This window comes from Candidatus Omnitrophota bacterium, from assembly GCA_040755155.1.
GTDB lineage: Bacteria > Hinthialibacterota > Hinthialibacteria > Hinthialibacterales > Hinthialibacteraceae > JBFMBP01.
This window is the reverse complement of sequence record JBFMBP010000102.1, coordinates 77,175-94,722: the sequence shown is the minus strand read 5'-3', so window position 1 is coordinate 94,722 and position 17,548 is coordinate 77,175. Positions and strand designations below refer to the sequence as shown.

At 50.2% G+C, this 17,548-nt stretch carries 17 protein-coding genes; 13 read left to right on the top strand and 4 right to left on the bottom strand.

All coding sequences use genetic code 11. The features are described 5' to 3' along the window. Positions 1-26: 26 nt before the first annotated feature. From purQ to AB1656_15535, 4 genes are all read left to right on the top strand, one after another. Complete coding sequence (purQ, locus tag AB1656_15550; GenBank protein ID MEW6236798.1) at positions 27-884, top strand: phosphoribosylformylglycinamidine synthase I; 858 nt, start codon at positions 27-29, stop codon at positions 882-884. Positions 885-1,122: 238 nt separating this feature from the next. After that, positions 1,123-2,181 (top strand): HD-GYP domain-containing protein, encoded by a 1,059-nt coding sequence (locus tag AB1656_15545; protein MEW6236797.1) that lies wholly within the window; start codon positions 1,123-1,125, stop codon positions 2,179-2,181. 206 nt (positions 2,182-2,387) lie between these two features. Next, the gene (locus AB1656_15540; protein MEW6236796.1) at positions 2,388-3,386 is read left to right on the top strand and encodes a hypothetical protein; all 999 of its coding nucleotides are present in this window, start codon (positions 2,388-2,390) and stop codon (positions 3,384-3,386) included. Positions 3,387-3,566: 180 nt separating this feature from the next. Further along, positions 3,567-4,397 carry a glycerophosphodiester phosphodiesterase family protein gene (locus tag AB1656_15535; GenBank protein MEW6236795.1) on the top strand — a complete coding sequence of 277 codons (831 nt, stop codon included), beginning with the start codon at positions 3,567-3,569 and terminating at the stop codon, positions 4,395-4,397. A gap of 47 nt (positions 4,398-4,444) precedes the next feature. Here the strand turns inward: AB1656_15535 and AB1656_15530 are convergent, their stop codons facing one another. Beyond that, entirely contained in the window at positions 4,445-4,672 is a 228-nt protein-coding gene (locus tag AB1656_15530) for a hypothetical protein (GenBank protein ID MEW6236794.1), read from the bottom strand. A gap of 72 nt (positions 4,673-4,744) precedes the next feature. Between AB1656_15530 and AB1656_15525 the strand changes: the two genes are divergently transcribed. The 3 genes from AB1656_15525 to AB1656_15515 all read left to right on the top strand — a co-directional run bounded on the left by AB1656_15525 (position 4,745) and on the right by AB1656_15515 (position 6,644). Further along, positions 4,745-5,242, top strand: a complete 498-nt coding sequence (locus AB1656_15525) for a type II toxin-antitoxin system VapC family toxin (protein ID MEW6236793.1) — start codon at positions 4,745-4,747, stop codon at positions 5,240-5,242. Beyond that, a complete protein-coding gene (locus AB1656_15520) occupies positions 5,223-5,444 on the top strand; it encodes a hypothetical protein (protein ID MEW6236792.1) in 222 nt (73 codons plus the stop codon). Before AB1656_15525 ends, AB1656_15520 begins: the two co-directional genes overlap by 20 nt. A 72-nt stretch (positions 5,445-5,516) precedes the next feature. Further along, positions 5,517-6,644, top strand: coding sequence for a trypsin-like peptidase domain-containing protein (locus tag AB1656_15515; GenBank protein MEW6236791.1), 1,128 nt, complete (start codon positions 5,517-5,519; stop codon positions 6,642-6,644). A 125-nt stretch (positions 6,645-6,769) separates the two neighbouring features. On the opposite strand, the gene AB1656_15510 is transcribed toward AB1656_15515, so the two are convergent. The 3 genes from AB1656_15510 to AB1656_15500 form a co-directional block, all read right to left on the bottom strand. Beyond that, positions 6,770-9,013 carry a response regulator gene (locus AB1656_15510; protein ID MEW6236790.1) on the bottom strand — a complete coding sequence of 748 codons (2,244 nt, stop codon included), beginning with the start codon at positions 9,011-9,013 and terminating at the stop codon, positions 6,770-6,772. Then, on the bottom strand, positions 9,010-10,221 hold the full coding sequence (locus AB1656_15505; protein MEW6236789.1) for an FIST C-terminal domain-containing protein: 1,212 nt from the start codon (positions 10,219-10,221) through the stop codon (positions 9,010-9,012). Before AB1656_15505 ends, AB1656_15510 begins: the two co-directional genes overlap by 4 nt. 482 nt (positions 10,222-10,703) lie before the next feature. Then, positions 10,704-11,240, bottom strand: coding sequence for an LOG family protein (locus AB1656_15500; GenBank protein MEW6236788.1), 537 nt, complete (start codon positions 11,238-11,240; stop codon positions 10,704-10,706). A 279-nt stretch (positions 11,241-11,519) separates the two neighbouring features. Between AB1656_15500 and def the strand changes: the two genes are divergently transcribed. From def to AB1656_15470, 6 genes are all read left to right on the top strand, one after another. Next, a complete protein-coding gene (gene def, locus AB1656_15495) occupies positions 11,520-12,020 on the top strand; it encodes a peptide deformylase (GenBank protein ID MEW6236787.1) in 501 nt (166 codons plus the stop codon). Between the two features lie 18 nt (positions 12,021-12,038). Continuing rightward, positions 12,039-12,971, top strand: a complete 933-nt coding sequence (gene fmt, locus AB1656_15490) for a methionyl-tRNA formyltransferase (GenBank protein MEW6236786.1) — start codon at positions 12,039-12,041, stop codon at positions 12,969-12,971. A 3-nt stretch (positions 12,972-12,974) separates the two neighbouring features. Then, complete coding sequence (locus tag AB1656_15485; GenBank protein MEW6236785.1) at positions 12,975-14,528, top strand: hypothetical protein; 1,554 nt, start codon at positions 12,975-12,977, stop codon at positions 14,526-14,528. A gap of 314 nt (positions 14,529-14,842) precedes the next feature. Next, a complete protein-coding gene (locus AB1656_15480; GenBank protein MEW6236784.1) occupies positions 14,843-15,094 on the top strand; it encodes a DUF433 domain-containing protein in 252 nt (83 codons plus the stop codon). Next, positions 15,091-15,456 carry a DUF5615 family PIN-like protein gene (locus AB1656_15475; protein ID MEW6236783.1) on the top strand — a complete coding sequence of 122 codons (366 nt, stop codon included), beginning with the start codon at positions 15,091-15,093 and terminating at the stop codon, positions 15,454-15,456. Before AB1656_15480 ends, AB1656_15475 begins: the two co-directional genes overlap by 4 nt. Before the next feature lie 304 nt (positions 15,457-15,760). Beyond that, the gene (locus AB1656_15470; protein ID MEW6236782.1) at positions 15,761-17,212 is read left to right on the top strand and encodes a hypothetical protein; all 1,452 of its coding nucleotides are present in this window, start codon (positions 15,761-15,763) and stop codon (positions 17,210-17,212) included. Positions 17,213-17,548: the final 336 nt, after the last annotated feature.

Below are 17,548 nucleotides of genomic sequence, written 5' to 3'. Positions count from 1 at the left end.
ATTGATAGAAGGAAGAAACCGATAGAATGCCGCCAGTTGAATCGCCGATCGTCGCCGTTCTCCAGTTTCCCGGATCCAATTGCGAATCGGAGACGGTATTAGCTCTTCAGCGCGTAGGGTTGCAAGCCGAGACGTTTCGTTGGAATCGTCCCGCCGAAGCCTTAGCTGCCTATGCCGCCTATATTGTACCTGGAGGCTTTTCCTATGAAGACCGGGTGCGGGCGGGCGTTATCGCCGCCAAAGAACCGTTGCTTGAGGAATTAGCCGTGCAAGCGGATCGGGGCAAACCCGTTCTAGGGATATGCAATGGGGCGCAGATTCTCTTGGAGACGGGGCTTTTACCGGGTTTGATGCCGGGGGAAGTGCAAATGGCGCTTGCCCATAATTACATCACGCGCCAGGGGCGCGTCGTGCGGCGCGGCCATCATTGCGGATGGGTGAATCTGCGCTGCGAAGTCGATCCCGAACGGACGCCGTTTACCCGCGGATGGCGGCGCGGCGAGATTATTCCCATAACGGTTTCTCACGGCGAAGGCCGATTCACCAGCGCCGATCCGGAATTGCTTCAATCTTTGGAAGAGAAGAAAATGACGGTTTGGCGATACTGTTCTGACGAAGGAGAGATTGCGCCGGAATTGCCAGTCAATCCCAACGGTTCCTACGCCAATCTGGCGGGATTATGCAACGAAAGAGGCAACGTCGCGGCCTTGATGCCTCATCCCGAACGCGCTTTCTTTTTGCGCCAGGTTCCCTCCGTATGGGGAGGAGAATGGGGCGAAAGGCGCCGAGCGATGGCGGGAAACCCAGATCAATGGGAGACGCCCGGGCCGGGATATGCGCTGTTTCGATCCTTAGCGGATTATTTAAATAGAGCAGGCAAATAGCCAAACGAAGAGGATTCCCACCCCAAGCTGGGGAGAGATTAAAAGGGAGGGTGGCAAAGGCAAGGTTGTTTCTGCCCTTGATTAATCCCTCTGTCTTGCGGGTGAAGATCACCCAAGAGGGCGATGAAATGGAAATGCGTAACAGGAGTAAATCACTCTAATAAAAACTGTATTAGGAATGGCGATTGATCTGGACGCATTACTCGAACGCAAAAAAATCGTTGAGGAGTAACAGCTTTTGGCCGCCTTGGAACGCGAGAAATCGATTTATTATAGTCCTTCCGACGCCGACGAATTTCCACTTCCCTCTACTCCAGAGTCTCATCTCTATATCCCTGTCGATCCCGGTTTTTTAAGCGTGGACAAAATGGCGTCCTTCCCCATTTATGTTTACCATCCGGGAAGGGAGCGGTTCGTCCTATTTAAAAACGAAGAAAGCGCCATCAAACAAGAGCAATTGGCGATGCTCAGCAAGGGCGGAAGAAAACCGGTATTCGTACCGAAGACTAGTTCTTACGAATTGAACGAATATCTTTCCCAAGACCTTTCCGCCATCGTGGACGATCCTAACCTGCCGGTCAAGGAAAAAACTCAAAAATTCCATGCGATTGCGTCAACGGTAATGCAAAGTTTGTTCGATTCGCCGCCGGATATGAAAATGTTCGTGGCGACGGCGAAGAATATCAGCGATTCCATGGCCCGGCTGGTTGTTGGCGATTCGAAGTCGATTTTGGAGTTGAACCTATTGCGCTCTTACGACTACTACACCTATAGCCATAGCATGAACGTTTGCGTGCTTAGCTTGGGATTGTATATGGATTTGACGCCCGGCGCTGCTTCGGCGGATTTGCATGATTTGAGCCGCGGCCTTTTGCTTCACGACGTAGGCAAGTGCGACATTCCTAACGAATTGACCAATAAACGCGGACCTCTCAACAAGGACGAATGGGAGGTCATGCGCAGCCATCCCGTCAAGGGATTCGACCGGCTGGAAGCGGACGATTCGTTGTCCAGCGAATCGCGCTTGATATCCCTTCACCATCACGAATCGGCGGATGGAAGCGGATACCCCGCCAAAATGAAGCACGAACAGATACCCTTAACCACGCGCATCTGCAAAGTCGTCGATGTATACGACGCTTTGACTTCCCGCCGTTCCTACAAGGATGGAATGCCGCCATTCAACGCCTTGAATTTGATGATGAAAGAGATGAAGCGCGAATTCGATCAGGATATTCTGAAGGCGTTTATTTTGTTTTTGCGGAAAATGGGTAAGTTGACGGATCAAGGTTTTTGAGGACGCAAGAGACTTCTACAGTTAGGAAAACACGCATCGTTTATTATACTTTGAATCTTTATGGTGCTATACTTTTCGAGGAGGGGATATTGTCGATATAAATGGCAGCGAATCAATCCAATGGCGTTAAGAGGAATTGGCCATTGAGGCGCAAGGGGACGATGGCGTTATCGATCCAACGAGTTTGAAGATGAGGGCATAAAAGCATGAGCGATTTTTCCGCTTCGGAAAAAAACAAACTATTGAAAAATTTCCGCCAAAGCCTCGCCGAATCGAAAGCGGCGGAAATGGGAGTCAGTCCCGACGAACTGATCGCTCGCTACGCCAATGGAAAAATCGGTTGGATCAAAAGACAGGAAGCTTACGAACAATTGGAGAGGCAACGGGAACTGAGCGGTCCCAAAAAAATCGTCCGTTCTTTGCGCGATGGCGAAGACAGTCTAATCGGTAAAATCTTCGTCGAAATCAATCAAACCATCGAATTGGTTAATCGCCTCGCCAAGGATAACATTTTGAATTCTCTGGAACGGGTCGACCACCTGGCTTCCACTTCCAAAATCCAACAACGTTCCACCACCCTTAAAGACGAACTGACGAATGTCGAAAGCCAAATCGATCGGACAAAGAGCGGCGATCCGCTATTCGAGCAAGCGGAAAATGTCCTTAAAGTGATGCGCGAGGCTCAGGAAAAGGGGGATAACGAAAAACTGGCTCAGTTACGGGGGATTCATGGCGAGACGTTGAGAAAATACGAAATCCGGCGCAAATCGCTGGAACCTTACCTGGAATCGGCGCGTCATGGCCGCGCGGATATGCAGCGGGAATTATGGCGCATTTACCAGTTGCGCTGGAAACTTCAACATACTCATATTGCTTCGCTTCAAAAGACGATGACGAGGCTCGCGGCTCAGGAGTCTGCAAAATCCGCCGAAAAAAGCATCGCCCAGGATTATGCGGGATTCTTGAAGCAATATCACGGATTAGGCGAAAAACAAAATCTACTTTCTCAAAAAACGCCCGCCTCTCAAGACGATCTGGCGAAATCCATGAAATTATGGGATAAAATTCTCCCCATCATGAAAGACTACCTTGACCATCAGCAATTTTTCCAGGAAGTTTTTCAAGAGATAACGGAAAAAATCCAAGTTATTGATAACGGAGACAGCAGCAAACGCATGGCCTTCGCGAAAAAGAAAGAGCGTTGAAGAGAGAGGGGGGACTGGAAGACTGGGAGACTGGGAAGAGAAATCAACAATTAACTTATCGCGATGTCTTTGCCTTGCGGGTGAAAAAGCTGCCTTAGCGTAAAGTAAATAAATCAAACGTCTTTTTTTGAAATCAAATAATCCTATGTTTGTTTGGGATTGAAGGAGAGTTCGATTATAATGACGAATAAAAAAAGGATGTCTTCAAGCGCAGGAAAAATTGCCTTGCTTTCTCTGGTTGTTTTCATGGCTTCTATTTCGGCAATCATTCAAAACGCCCAAGGGGAAACGATCGTCATCGCTCATCGCGGGAACAGCAGCGAGGCGCCGGAAAACACCCTCTCTTCCTTTCGCAGCGCAGCGAGTTTAAAGCCCGCTCCTTCCTATGTGGAACTCGATCTGCACCGGTCGAAAGACGGCGTCTTAATCGTCAGCCATGACGACGATGCGTTTCGGACGACCAGCGTCCCTGGAATGATTAGGGAACAAACATTCACCGAGTTGAGAAAACTCGACGCCGGTTATAGCAAGGTTTTCGGCGAAAAATATAAGGGAGAAAAAATTCCCCGGTTCGAGGAAGTATTAGAAGCCGTGAAGGGAACGGGCGTTGGGATCATGATCGAATGCAAACAACTGCTTCTAGAAGACGCCGTCGTCGATCTGTTGCGCCGCCGGGGAGAGTTGGACAATCATGTCATCGCCAGCTTCGACGAGTTGACCGTCTATCGCGCCAAAAAACTGGAACCGGCGGCGAAGACGCTTTACCTGACGGATAGCCTTTCCAACACCTATATTTGGCGGGCGAAGGATTTGGGAGCGGATATCATCGGCGCCAACAACAAAAGCGATCCAAAGGATATCGAAAAAGCGCATAAGGAAGGCTTCAAAGTGTGGGTCTGGACCATCGACGATGAAGAAACGATGCAAAAGTTCATCGATGCCGGAGCCGATGGAATCATAACGAACAAACCCGCCTTCGCTTTGCAAGTCGTCAAAAAGGCGAATCGTTAAATAAGACTATTGATAATTATTTCATAAAATAATGTTCGGCGGCGCGATCACGCGTCGTCGCATTCCTCGGCAACATCAGGAGGAACGACCAGATGGGCGATATCTACATCGACAATCGCGGCGGTGGCGGATCGAAGGGTGGCTTTGTTCCAGCGATGCTGTCGCTGTTCATCCCAGGGCTTGGGCAATTGCTCCTTGGCCGCATCGGGCGGGCGATCGGCGACTTCGTTGTGGCCGCTTGCCTTTGGGTTGTTTTGCTGGGCTGGATTATCCATTTGTATTCCGCCTATGAAGCGTCCCGTTGAACGCGGCGTCTTTCGATAATTGGCCGCAAATGGTATCCTGAAATGATGCAGAAGCCACGTGTGTACGTCGAAACTTCGATTCCGAGCTTCTACCACGAATTGCGAACCACTCCGGATGTTGTCGCACGGCGGGATTGGACTCGGCTGTGGTGGAACACTGCGCCAGCCAAGTACGATTTGGTAACCAGTCCAGCGGTCATCAATGAACTGTCGGCGGGCGTCCCCGAACGAAGTGCCGAGCGCTTGTCGTTGGTTCGAGACTTGCCGTTGTTGCCGATCGAACCGGCGATCACAGACATCGCGACGACCTATGTGCAACAGAAAGTCATGCCAGCGGACCCCGCGGGGGACGCCCTTCATTTGGCTGTCGCGTCTTTTCACAAATGCGATTTCTTGGTCACTTGGAACTGTGCGCATCTTGCCAACGCGAACAAATTCGGGCACATTCGCAGGGTCAACACCGTGCTTGGTCTGTTTGTTCCCGCTCTTGTTACGCCGCTGGAATTACTTGGAGTCGATCATGAATTCAACAATGCCTGACCCAGTCATCGATGAAATCCGCGAAATCCGCCATAGCATCTCGGCCAGTTGCGATCACGATCCGGCGAAACTTGTGGCTTATCTCATGCGGTATCAGAAGCAATTCCGAGATCGCTTGATTTACGATCCGCCAGAACTCGCGGCCGCCGAACAAGCGGTTGAAGCCGACACCGGCAAAGGCGGCGCGCGAGACGGTCAATGACCGACAAGGGCCGATTCGCCGCCTTTGCCGGTGCGGCTTAATCGTGTAGTTCGTCAATTGATCGAGGACGCTATGGATTCGATTAGTCCCAAGACGCTGCGATTGGTGTTGGTTTTGGTCGTTCTTGCCTTCTTCGTGACGTTATTGAATTTATTGACCATCCCCAATCCCTTGATGCGTCCTTTTATGCGTCCGTCGGCGACGCCGCTGCCCGTCGTTCCAGCGCCGGGTGAATTGGGAGTGGACGAGCGGGCGACGATCGAAGTCTTCAAGCGCGTCTCCCCGTCGGTGGCGTATATCACCAATACGGCGATTCGGCGCGACCGTTTCTTTTTCAACACATTTGAAATTCCCCAAGGAAGCGGTTCTGGATTCGTTTGGGACGACAAAGGCCATATCGTTACTAATTTTCACGTCGTGCAGAACGCCGATTCGATTATTGTATCGCTGCAAGATCAGACGGCGTTTCCCGCCTCTCTGGTCGGCGTGGATCCCGATTACGACCTGGCCGTCGTGCGCATTCAGGCGCTTTCCAACCAATTGACGCCGGTGATGATCGGCGCTTCGAAAGACTTGCAAGTGGGGCAAAAGGTCTTGGCGATCGGCAATCCCTTCGGTCTCGATTCCACGCTTACGACCGGCGTCATCAGCGCGTTAGGGCGCACGATTAAGTCGCTTGGCGACAAGACTATTCATGACGTCATCCAAACTGACGCCGCCATCAATCCCGGCAATTCCGGCGGACCGTTGATCGATTCGTTCGGGCGGGTCATCGGCGTGAATACGGCTATCGTCAGTCCATCCGGCTCCAGCGCCGGAATCGGTTTCGCCGTTCCTATCGACGCCGTCAACCGCGTTGTTCCCCATCTTATCTCCACGGGAAAAGTTCCCAAGCCGATGATCGGCGTGGTGCTGTTGCGGGATTCTCTCGCCCGAAAATGGAAGTTGGAAGGCGCCGTCGTGCAAAGCGTATCTCCGAATTCGCCGGCGGCGGACGCTGGTCTAACCGGAGTTCAGGAATCGGAGACTGGAGATATCTATATCGGCGATGTAATTATCGGGCTAAATGGAGAAAAAATTCAAACCAGCGACGATCTTCTTCGCCTATTGGAAAGCAAGTCGCCCGGCGAAGAGATCGAACTTAATCTGAAGCGCAGCGGCGAAGAGAGAACGGTCAAATTAAAACTCGGCCTTCAGTAGGATCGTTGAGAGGAATCTCGTAAGAGCAAAATCGGATTAGAATAGACGCCAAGCCATTGAGTATCCGTTCCCTCGTTCTAGCCCGCTTCCGGAGGGCGAGGGCGTTTCTCAAAGAAGCGTACTCATCAAACTTTATCGAGAACCTGGCGCACCTTTTGGGCTAAACTAGTGGGCTGATAAGGTTTCGCTATGAAATCGGCGGCGCCCAGATGAGTTAGCATTTCTCTTTGAAATTCTTCGGCGTAGCCGCTGCTGACGATTACCTTTTTTCCTTGAAGCGCTAGTTGAAGCCGTTCCAACATTTCGCGGCCTGAGAGACGGGGCATTGACAGATCGAGAATCAAGAGGTCGATGCGATCCGATTTCTGGAGAAAAATATTCGTCGCTTCCTCGCCATCGGCGGCTAGAAGAACGGTATAACCGTATTCCTCGAGTATTTCTCGCCCAAAATCCAGTATCATTTCCTCATCGTCAACTAGGAGAATGGTTTCCGATCCGCCGCGAGTTTCTTCGCAGTATTCGATGTCCGTTTCGATTTCCTCATCTTCAACCATAGGCAGGTATAATTTGAAAGTCGTTCCTTTCTTATATTCGCTGTAAAAGTCAATCCAGCCGCCGTGTTGTTCGACGATCCCGTACACGCTCGCTAAACCAAGACCCGTGCCTTTGCCCACTTCTTTAGTAGTGAAAAAAGGTTCAAAAATATGATGCTGGGTATCGATATCCATCCCAATCCCATTGTCGGATATGCTTACGACGACAAATCGTCCGGGGCGCGCGTAGGCGTGTCTTTCGCAGAAGCGGTTTTCCACCACGGTAGTTTCCGTTTTCAATAAAATCATAAACCGATCCACTGGCCGCCGAAACGCGGCGGGATCGTGAAGATATTCGTCGAAGGCGTCGCGGGCGTTGAGACAGAGATTCATGAAAGTGGAATGCATCTGCGTTCCATCGGCGAGAACCTTGGGGAGCGATTTATCGGTTTGAATAGCGATTTCAATGCGGCGGTCGATCGTTTCACGCATGAGGCGATAGACTTCTTCGATAATGGAATTCAGCGCGATAGGTTTAAGTTCTATTTGCGATTTCCGGCTGAAAGCCAGGAGTTGCTGGACGAGTTTTTCGGCGCGGGACGCCGCTTGAGAGGCGCTGACGAGATTTCTATGGATTTCCGCGGAGGCTTTTTTTTCCGCCAGAGCCACGTTCCCGATGATGATCGTGAGGAGATTGTTGAAATCATGAGCGACGCCGCCCGCGAGTTGACCGACGGCTTCCATTTTCTGGGCTTGAAGCAACCGTCCTTCGAGTTTTTTCTTTTCAGTGATATCGCGAATGACGGTAACGATGCGAGTAACTTTTCCCTCCTCTTGAATCGGAATTTTTCGCGTTTCCGTAATCATTTCTTTGCGATCGAGTCTCGTTGTTTCTTCGGTAGAGAGAGGTTTTCCGGATTCGAATACGCGTTGATATTCCTCGCGGACTCGATTCGGCAAAAAGGGGAAAATATCGAAAACCGTTCGGCCGATGATATCTTTTTCCAAGCCCAGTTTCTCGTTCCATTGCAGCATGGTCGAATTGGCGAGAAGTATCCGATAATCGGCGTCAATGACATGGATCGCATCGCCCATCGCGTCGATCGTGGCGCGATATTGCCATTTGGAACTTAAGAGAGCGGCTTCGGCTCGCTTGCGCTCGGCGATTTCCGCTTCCATCAGTTGGTTCACCCGCAGCAGATCGGCGGTGCGTTCCGCTACGCGGCTTTCCATTTCGTCGCGGGCTTTCTTCAACGCCCTTTCGGCGTGGATGCGCGCGGCGAGGTCGATGAAAACGTTGAGCGCGCCTTCGACGATTTCGCGGTCGTTAGCTTCGAAGGGCCGATGGAGGTGTTGGTCCTCGGCGGCGTTGCCGGCCAGCAGCGCGAATCCGGAACGGGGATTGAAACTCCATATCAGATAAGGCGTTTGGATAATTTGGCGCAGCCATGCGGCGAAGGGATGTTCCTGGCTTGCGGAATTGGCGAAACAGAATTCGCAAGGCGGGATGGGTGGAGAAAAATGGCTTGCCGGCCAAGAAAATCCCAAAGAGCAGCGGGCGGCGAAACGATTGTCTTGGGGAATATATTCCATAATGGCGGCGGAATCGGCGTTCATGGCGTCCAGAAAAATCTGCAGAAAACGTTTGCCGATTTCATCCATAGAGACGCGGAGGTTCGCCAGGCGGAAGGTTTCGCAAGTGAGAATCATCGCCGTGCGGCTGCGGCGGGCGTCGCGGCGGGCGTCGATCTGATCTTTTTGCAGACGCAGGATTCGCGCGCCCAATTCGTCGCATTGACGGCGATAAAAGTCCCGTTCTTGTTCGACGGTATTCACAATGTCTCCTCCAACGTCAATAAAGTAAGAACGCCGGTCCAGTCGAGGGGACGGCTTCGTCCCAAGAGAGGCGCAATTTCTACTCCCGAGTAAAAACCAAGCAATGGGATTTCGGGGCCCAAAGTTTCTTGCAGAATCTTGGCTTCCTCCTTATCGGCGCCGCTGAAAGCGCGGGTGCGGCCGGCGCAATCGATATAAAAAGCCAAAACCGGATTTTTGCCGTCAAGGGAAGCGATCAGTTCCCGGGAGCGCTTTTGGACGGATTCCAACATCGTTTGATTGTCTCTAGTCATGATTTGGACTCTTGCTCCTTTATGGAAGTCCGCTTCGAAAAGCGTCAAGGATCCATCTTGGGGATCAGCGGAAAGGATTAGCCGGTTGACGTAGGAGGATTCGTCGTAGTCGGCGTAAGGATCGCCGTGTTTTTCGCCGAGAGTGAGAAAGAGCGGCAAGGAATTCACATCAAGCCTTTGATGGCCAAACATATCCTGGATTACGTCGAGCGCCGGGCGGCCGTTGAATTCGTAGAGGGTGGCTCCATCGATTTTCGTAATTTCCAAAAAAGAACTAAGGGGAAGGCAGCCGTGCATGATGCCGATGCGGCTTTTCAAAACGGAAGGGAGCACCATGGCGACGGCTTCGCCTTTTGCGCTTTGGCGTCCATCAAAGACGAAACTGCCGCTAAGATGAATATCGCCGATCATCCCAGCGCCCGCCAACGTGAGAGATTTATCCGGCAGTTCCGCATAGATTCCATCCAGCAACCGGCTGCCAACATTCAAAACAGGCGGCGGGGAGGATTGCAGGGAATCGTAAAAGAGGAATATGGTATCTCCTTCGTTGGCGATTTCGCCTATTTGAGCGCCGAGTTCGCGGCCAGCCTTCCATTCCCCTTTCTCAAGACCGCTCGCCGCCACAACAGCGGGCTTCGGCATGGAAGCGGGGAAGAGAGCGACGTCGCATTCGCATCCGCTGTATCCTATTCCATAATGCGTAATCGTTCCGGCGGCGGCTCCGCCTACAATCTCCACTCCGCCGAGGCAGGCGCGCATACTTTGAAATAGGGATTGAGGATTGTGCCGTCCTCCGCAAAAAGCCAAACCCCAGCCGGGCGAATCCTTTGGGGATAGCATATTGTTGGCCATTTGCGCCGCTTCACGGCCAGCTTCATCCGACTGGGGATTGTTGCTCGCGCCGATCCCAATCATTTTTCTCCCCCTTTTGCCTTATGGCGGCAAGAATAATTACTAAGACGTAAACATCCGATATTAAATCAGTGTGGAATCCAACGCGATTCATTTCCAATCCATCTACTTAACAATTGTATTTATATAAATCCATTAATTGATAAATATAAATTGTTATTAACAACAATCGAATTGGGAGACGAATTCTCCGATGTTTTTCTTGACTCATTTCATGATAACCAGATTTTAGTGAGATTATGAATCAACGGAATTTGGCATTCCAGGTTTGCAGTATTGGCGGGTTTCGCTTTAATCGCTTTCTCCAAAGGTTGCAATTCTAAAATTATGAAATTTGGAATAATAAAAAAAAAGCGGACAAAGAATTTTTATCAATTATAGTGCAAATATCGAAGAAGGTAAGGACTATCATTCCAGTGGGTGCGCGGCTGGGACGTGATCGCGCTTATGTTGGAAATGGGAAAAGAATCGAGGAACCAACGAGTTTAATGGTTTAATTTTTGCCGGAGAATTTCCACTGTCTCTTCGACGCCGGAAGCGAAAGACAATAGGGAAATCTGTTTTTCGGATACTTCCGTAAATTGCTGCATGGCGTAAACGGCTTGGCGCATGGCTTCCCCTACGATGACGATCGGTTTTTGCGACCCCATAGCCACGACGTTCCAGGCGAGAAACAACTCGGCGAGAGTGCCGATGTTGCCGTCTAGGATTACGTAAGCGTCCGCAATCCGCATCAGGGTGGATATGCGGTCCGGCAGGTCTTCGGTAAGGATTTCTTGAGTCAGGTAGGGATTGGGGGATCGTTTGGAGAAAGAACGGCAGGTAACGCCGATAACTTCGCCGCCCGCTTCTCGTGCGCCTAGGCTGCACGCTTCCATCGCGCCCATATAGCCGCCGTTGCAAATATGAAAGCCCGCCTCCGCCAACCGCTGGCCCATAAGGCGGGCGCGTTCCGCTTCCGGAGAGTCTTGGGAAATGGCCGAGCTGCCATAGACGGCGATGGTTTTGGGAGTGGGATTCAATGCGGGATTCCTTTCTTGGTTCTAAACATCGTCGGTGGAATTGAATGGGATATTATGATTCAACGATTTCATCATTCCAGGCTTGGCAAGGCCATTGGCGTTTTCGTTAAATCGTTTTAGAAGGAGGCGTATTCTTGCTTCCTAGACGGCGGGGGGATAAAATCATTATCGGAGAATGGGGGGATGCGGTAATTTGGAATGAAAATTCGTAAGAATGTCAGGGTATTCGATTTTTCAGCTTAAGAGGAGCCCATCGCAAAACGATCGGAGAACGGATGAATGCCGAAATTGAATATTAGAATTTATGGCGACGACGTGTTGCGGAGAAAAACGCATTATATCAAGAAATTCGACGATCGATTGGCGAAACTGGTCGACGATATGTTCGAAACGATGTACGAGTCGGGGGGGATCGGCCTCGCGGCGCCGCAAGTGGGATTATCGAAAAAATTGATCGTAGTAGATACGCAGGATGAGGGAGAGAAAATCGCACTGGCCAATCCCAAGATCGTGTGGAAGAGTCAGAATTGTCTTATCATGAAGGAAGGTTGTCTCTCCATTCCGGGAGTGGAAGGCGAAGTCGTTCGTCCGGATCGGATCAAAGTGAAGGGAAACGATCCCAAAACGGGAGAGGAAATCGTATTGGAAGCCTCCGATCTTTTCGCCCGCGTCATTATGCATGAGATGGATCACTTGAACGGTGTTTTGTTTATCGACCGCCTGGACGATTCGGAACGCGCCGCCATCGAAGGCCAACTGCAAGAATTCGCCGCCGCTTGATGCGGCCGGAAATTCAAAATGATGCGCATCGTATTCTTTGGGACGCCCGAATTCGCCGCGCCTACCTTGAAGGTTCTTCTTGAAACGCCGGAAATCGATATCGTTGGCGTATTAAGCCAACCGGACCGGCCTTCCGGACGCGGAAAACGTCTTCAAGCGCCGCCCGTAAAACTATTGGCGTTGGAACGAGGTCTCGAAATTCTCCAACCGGAAAAATTAAGGCATCCCGGCGTTTTCGAGTGGCTGGCGTCATGCGCTCCCGACGCGATCGTCGTAGTCGCTTACGGCGGCTTCGTTCCCCAGAATATCCGCGAGCTGCCGAAATACGGTTGCGTCAATCTTCATCCCTCGCTGCTGCCCAAGTATCGCGGAGCGGCGCCGATCCACTGGCCGATTCTCAACGGCGACGAAGAGACGGGGAACACGACCATTTATCTTGCCGGGGGATGGGACAATGGCGATATCATTTACCAAGAGCGGGAGCCGATCCTGCAAACCGATACTTATGGAACCTTGGCGGCGCGTTTGGCGGAAAAGGGGGCGCGGTTGATGGCGAAGACGTTGCTGGACATGGAAAAAGGAATCGCTCCCCGCATTCCGCAGGTTGAAGGGGACGCCGTATTCGCTCCCATGATCGCCAATGAGGACGCCCGCATCGATTGGAACCGCAGCGCATGCGACATCCATAATCAAGTTCGCGGCATGAATCCGGTTCCTGGCGCCTATACCGCTCATTCGGGAAAACGTTGGAAAATATTGCGAACGGAAATCATAACCAAGAAGCCTGGCGAACCGGGAACCATTTTGTCGACGGAATTCAACACGATCCGCGTATCCGCCGCCGACGCCATCGTGGAGATATTGGAATTGCAGCCGGAAGGCAAAAAGGCGATGACGGCGGGGGATTTTCTGCGGGGACATCCGGCGTTGGCTGGATCGAAATGCGAGTGACTAATGAAGCTTCGAAGGTCTGAATTCCAAGCCGACCTTCTCATTCATCTCTTTTTTTTATTGATCCAAATATTGCTGCTTCTACCCAACGGATTGGGGCAGAGCGGATCGACTCCCGCCTTCGTTTTTCCTTTCTTTATGCTTCTTTCCGCAATTACCGTTTTCCGCATCTATGAAAATCAGGCGGATTTCGGTTCGAAACTGGTTTTCATTCCCGCCTTGTTTTCCATTTATGTTGTTGGTTTTTGTCTCATCAACGAGTTGGGCGGCGATTTTTGGGCTTTTATCGTCGTGCGGCAATTTCCCGTTTGGCTGCGGACGATTTGGTATCAATCCATTTTGCTGTTATTGCACCCCAAGATGTTTTCTTGCGTTTGGAACGGTGCGTCGTCATTGCATCGGGAAATGGAACGCCGGGGGTATTACGGTAAGAAGATGCTATGTCTTTTTTTCATCGCCTCGATGATTTTGTGGCTGGTCAGAAGCCAAAATATCACGCCCGACGGATACGATTGGATGAAGCACAGCGCCATTCCCCGCAACTGGGCCAACTATTTGCGCGAGCCGCTGGGCACGCTGCTTTTCCGATTGGCCGCCTGGGGAGGGATGAAATGGCTTCATTGGGATTCCTACATTAGCATAACCGTTCTAACGATTCTTTGCGGCTGCGCCGCCGTTTGGTTCATGAGCCAGGTTATTCTGCGGATCGTTCCCAAATCCTACGCTGGAGTCGTTATGGCTTTGTTGATCGGCTCTTGCGGCTTTTCGCAAGTTTTCGCGGGGAATATCGAAATCTACGCCTTGCTGCAAGTGGGGCTGGCCGCTTATCTCTTTTTCACCGTGCGTTACTTGGAAGGCCGTTGTCCCGCGTGGGGAGCGGGATTGTCGTTTGGGATTTTGTTTTGCATACATCTTTCAAGCGCCTGGTGGCTGCCCGCTTTTCTCATGCTGCCGGTTTTGAAATCGCTGCGACGCGGATCATGGGAAAGGCTCTATGAAGACGCCGCTTGGCTTATTTTTGGCTTTTTCTTCTTTACGATTGTTTTTTGGTTATTCGTTCTATTTCATCGTTACGAAGGACAGGCTGTATGGATGTTCCAACATTTTTGGAGCGATCAGGTGATTTTTTGCGGAGCGGACGGGGCTATGTTTCATCCACTGAGCGTTTATTTTAGAGCCGATTATTACCTGGAAATGTTCAACGAGTATTTTTATTTGATGCCGGGAATGCTGCCTTTGGGAATCGTATTCTTGGGCGCCTGGCGGTCATGGGGACGCATGGAACCGGCTATGATATGGCTAATTTTCATGACAGGCGGATATCTCATTTATAGCGCCGCATGGCATGCCGACCGCCCATTGACGATAGACTGGGACATCTTTTCCGGCTTGACGATTCCCGCCGGATTGACAATGACGGCGCTGATTACTCGTTTAACCCTAGCGCGAAGAACGATAGAGTATATTCTCTATCAAAGCGCTGTTTTATCCTTGTTGTATTTAACCATCCAATTGCTGCGCAACCACGCCAAGATTACCGATTGGCCGATGCTCTAAGTTCATTCGGCGAATCCGTTTATCCCGCATCGGTTTCTCTCTGTTTTTCTCGTTGCCTTCAAATGCGCCGTCGAAAAGAATGGTTGTGAAAGCATGGGAAGAGATCGGAGTGAAAAAAGGAATAGGCGGGTTGCGCTTCGCTTTGATACTAGTTATTGGTTGAGATTACTACGAGATTCATATCTGGTTATCGTAAATGGAATTGAACCTTATCTCGATGAATCGGATGCGATTTTACGAATTTTGACTTCCATTGTAAAATCAACTCAAGAAAACAGAATTCAAAATTAAAAATCATAAACGGGAGTAAGGTAATGGACGAAAAAAAATTGCTTGAACGAATAACCGTTAACAGCAACATTTATGGCGGTAAACCCATTATTCGCGGGCGTCGTTTAGCCGTCGAGCATGTGCTGGGAATGTTGGCGGCCGGCGACGATTTCGAAACCATCATGCAAGGCTATCCCTGGCTGGAACGCGAAGATATTCAAGCTTGTCTCGTATACGCCCGCCGTTTGGTGGCTCATGAACGAATCGAACCTCTGTTCATGGAGACGGGTTCGTGATATTGTTGCTCGATTCTTGCGTTTGGGGTGGAACTCTCGGAATCTTGATAGATCAAGGACACGATGTTATCTGGTCTGGGGATTGGACGAACGATCCAGGAGACGCGGAAATCTTATCCATTGCCTGTCAACAAAAACGCATATTGGTAACATTGGATAAAGATTTCGGGGAATTAGCCATTGTATGGGGAATCCCTCATTGCGGGATTATTCGTTTAGTAAATCTCTCGATCAAACAACAAGCGGCGGTGTGTTCGCGAATTTTATCTCTTTACTCCAACGAATTATTGGAAGGAGCGATTGTAACAGCCGAAGTCGATCGTATAAGAATTCGTCCATCCGTCAAAGAAACAATGGATTGATACAAATTTGCATTCAAATTAGATCGTAAATTAGTATGAGACTACTTACGCAAGTTCGCCCCCTTGTTTTTGCACCTGACGTGCTTTTCGTTTTTTAGGGTATGACCAGTTCTCATATACGCTTCGATTGAAGCCGATGGCTCTATTAGATTTTTATTATTTTGTACATTACGCCATATTACGTTGATTTTCTTAATCTTATAAACTTATATAAAATTAAATTATTATATTTACACCCGATCTTTTTTTTGATATGATATGCTCAATTCGGATTTAACAAATAAACGAATGGGAGGTTGAAGAGATGAGAAAATCGGTATTTTGGGTAACAGCGGTTTTTCTTCTTGGGATGGCGTCCGTGGTTCCGGCGCAAGTGCTTGTTCCCGCCGACCATGCGGCTGCCGGAGTGAAGGTATTGGTTCCCGACACCGTTTTCTTCAAGTCGACGGTTCCGATGGGGACTTATTGGGAACCTTTTACGGATTTCTTTGGGGATGGAACCATTATTCTCATTGCGGGCGCGTACCCGGAAGGATTGACGGCGGGATTCAACAGCAAGGTGGCGTTCATCAATGTCGATGGAACCATCCAGGAATATTGGGCTTTCTATACGGATAAGGGACAGCCCTATACGGGCGGTTTCAACGAAACGAGAAAAGACGGCAATCCGCCGCGCGTCGCTGCGGACCGCCGTCCGGGCGGAATCCTGTACGTAACAGGCCAGGAAGCGACGCCCTATATGTACGAGACGGAATTCAACACGGATGGCCGCTGGGACAAACTATTCGTCTATGTGGATAGGCAAGTGGCCGTCGTGCAGGGCTTCATGAAGACGCCGGCGGGACCGCAAATGCTGACGAAAGTAACCGACCCCGTTTATGGCAGCGGAACCATTGAGGGCGGGCAGATCGATCAGATGCGCTACGGCGGCGATATCTCTTTTCTGTCCGATGGCAACATCTTGGCCGTAGTTGAAGACCGCAATAAGGTGATCGTTCCCTCCGGAAACGGAGCGGTGGCGACGATTTTCAACAGCCAGACCGGCGCGATTATCAAAGGCCCCTTCAACTCGGCGGGCGATGATGCTGCTCATAGCATTTGGGCTAATGTAGCCGCGTTCAAAGGCGGATTCGCCGTGCGTACAGAAGGCATCACGACGATTTACGACAACGCGGGCAATAAGAAATTCGTTGTGGCTCAAGCGGATTGGACGACGGTGAAAGACGCAGGCCGCGGCGACGGCACTCGCATTTGCTCCAACATCGCCAGCGATTACATCTGCATTCTGGGCAAGAATGCAGATGGGGATATGGTTGTTTCCCGCCTCAACGCCCAGACGGGCAAAGCGGACAAAGAAGTCGTAGTTGAGGAAGAAGATTTGTGGCTTAATGGAACCTTCGATCGCGGCGACGTTGCGATGGACGAATACGACAACGTCTGCGCCATTTACCAATGGACCAGCAGCCCGGCGCAGGCGCAGATCGTAGCGCGCGTGCTCAATAGCAATTTGGAACCGGCAACGCCCACATTCTATGCCTTCAACAATTTCGAGCGTCCGGACGCCGCCAATTTACTGGGATTTGTCGGCAAGGAGCCGAACGTTTCTATGAACAATAGCCGAATCATGATTGCAGCGGACGGCGTAACCTTAGATTCGACGACCAACGCATTAACTCTAGCGGAACATGCTTTTGCTATTGTATTGGAGAATCCTTTGAAGAAGGCTACAGACGTCGAAACTTGGGAGTTGTATTAAGCGAATTTAAAAGTATTGTTTATTAAGGCCCATTCGATTTTACCGAATGGGCCTTCTTTTATCTTTATTCTACTAATCGATTTGTTTATCTCATTTATAGGAGGTTCTTGCAAAAGCGATGAAATTCGATTTATATTCTCCCCCTTAGCTGGTGAGTAGTTAGTAGTAGGTTGATATTATTATACTTATAATATCATCACCCTAATCCTTTTCCAAAGGGTGAGGGAAAGTGTAGGTAATAAGCTAGAGGCAGGTTAGTATTATTATTTTATAAATTTATATAAAATTCAAATAATCATGTTTACAAACAATAATTTTTTTGTTAGGGTAGTTTTG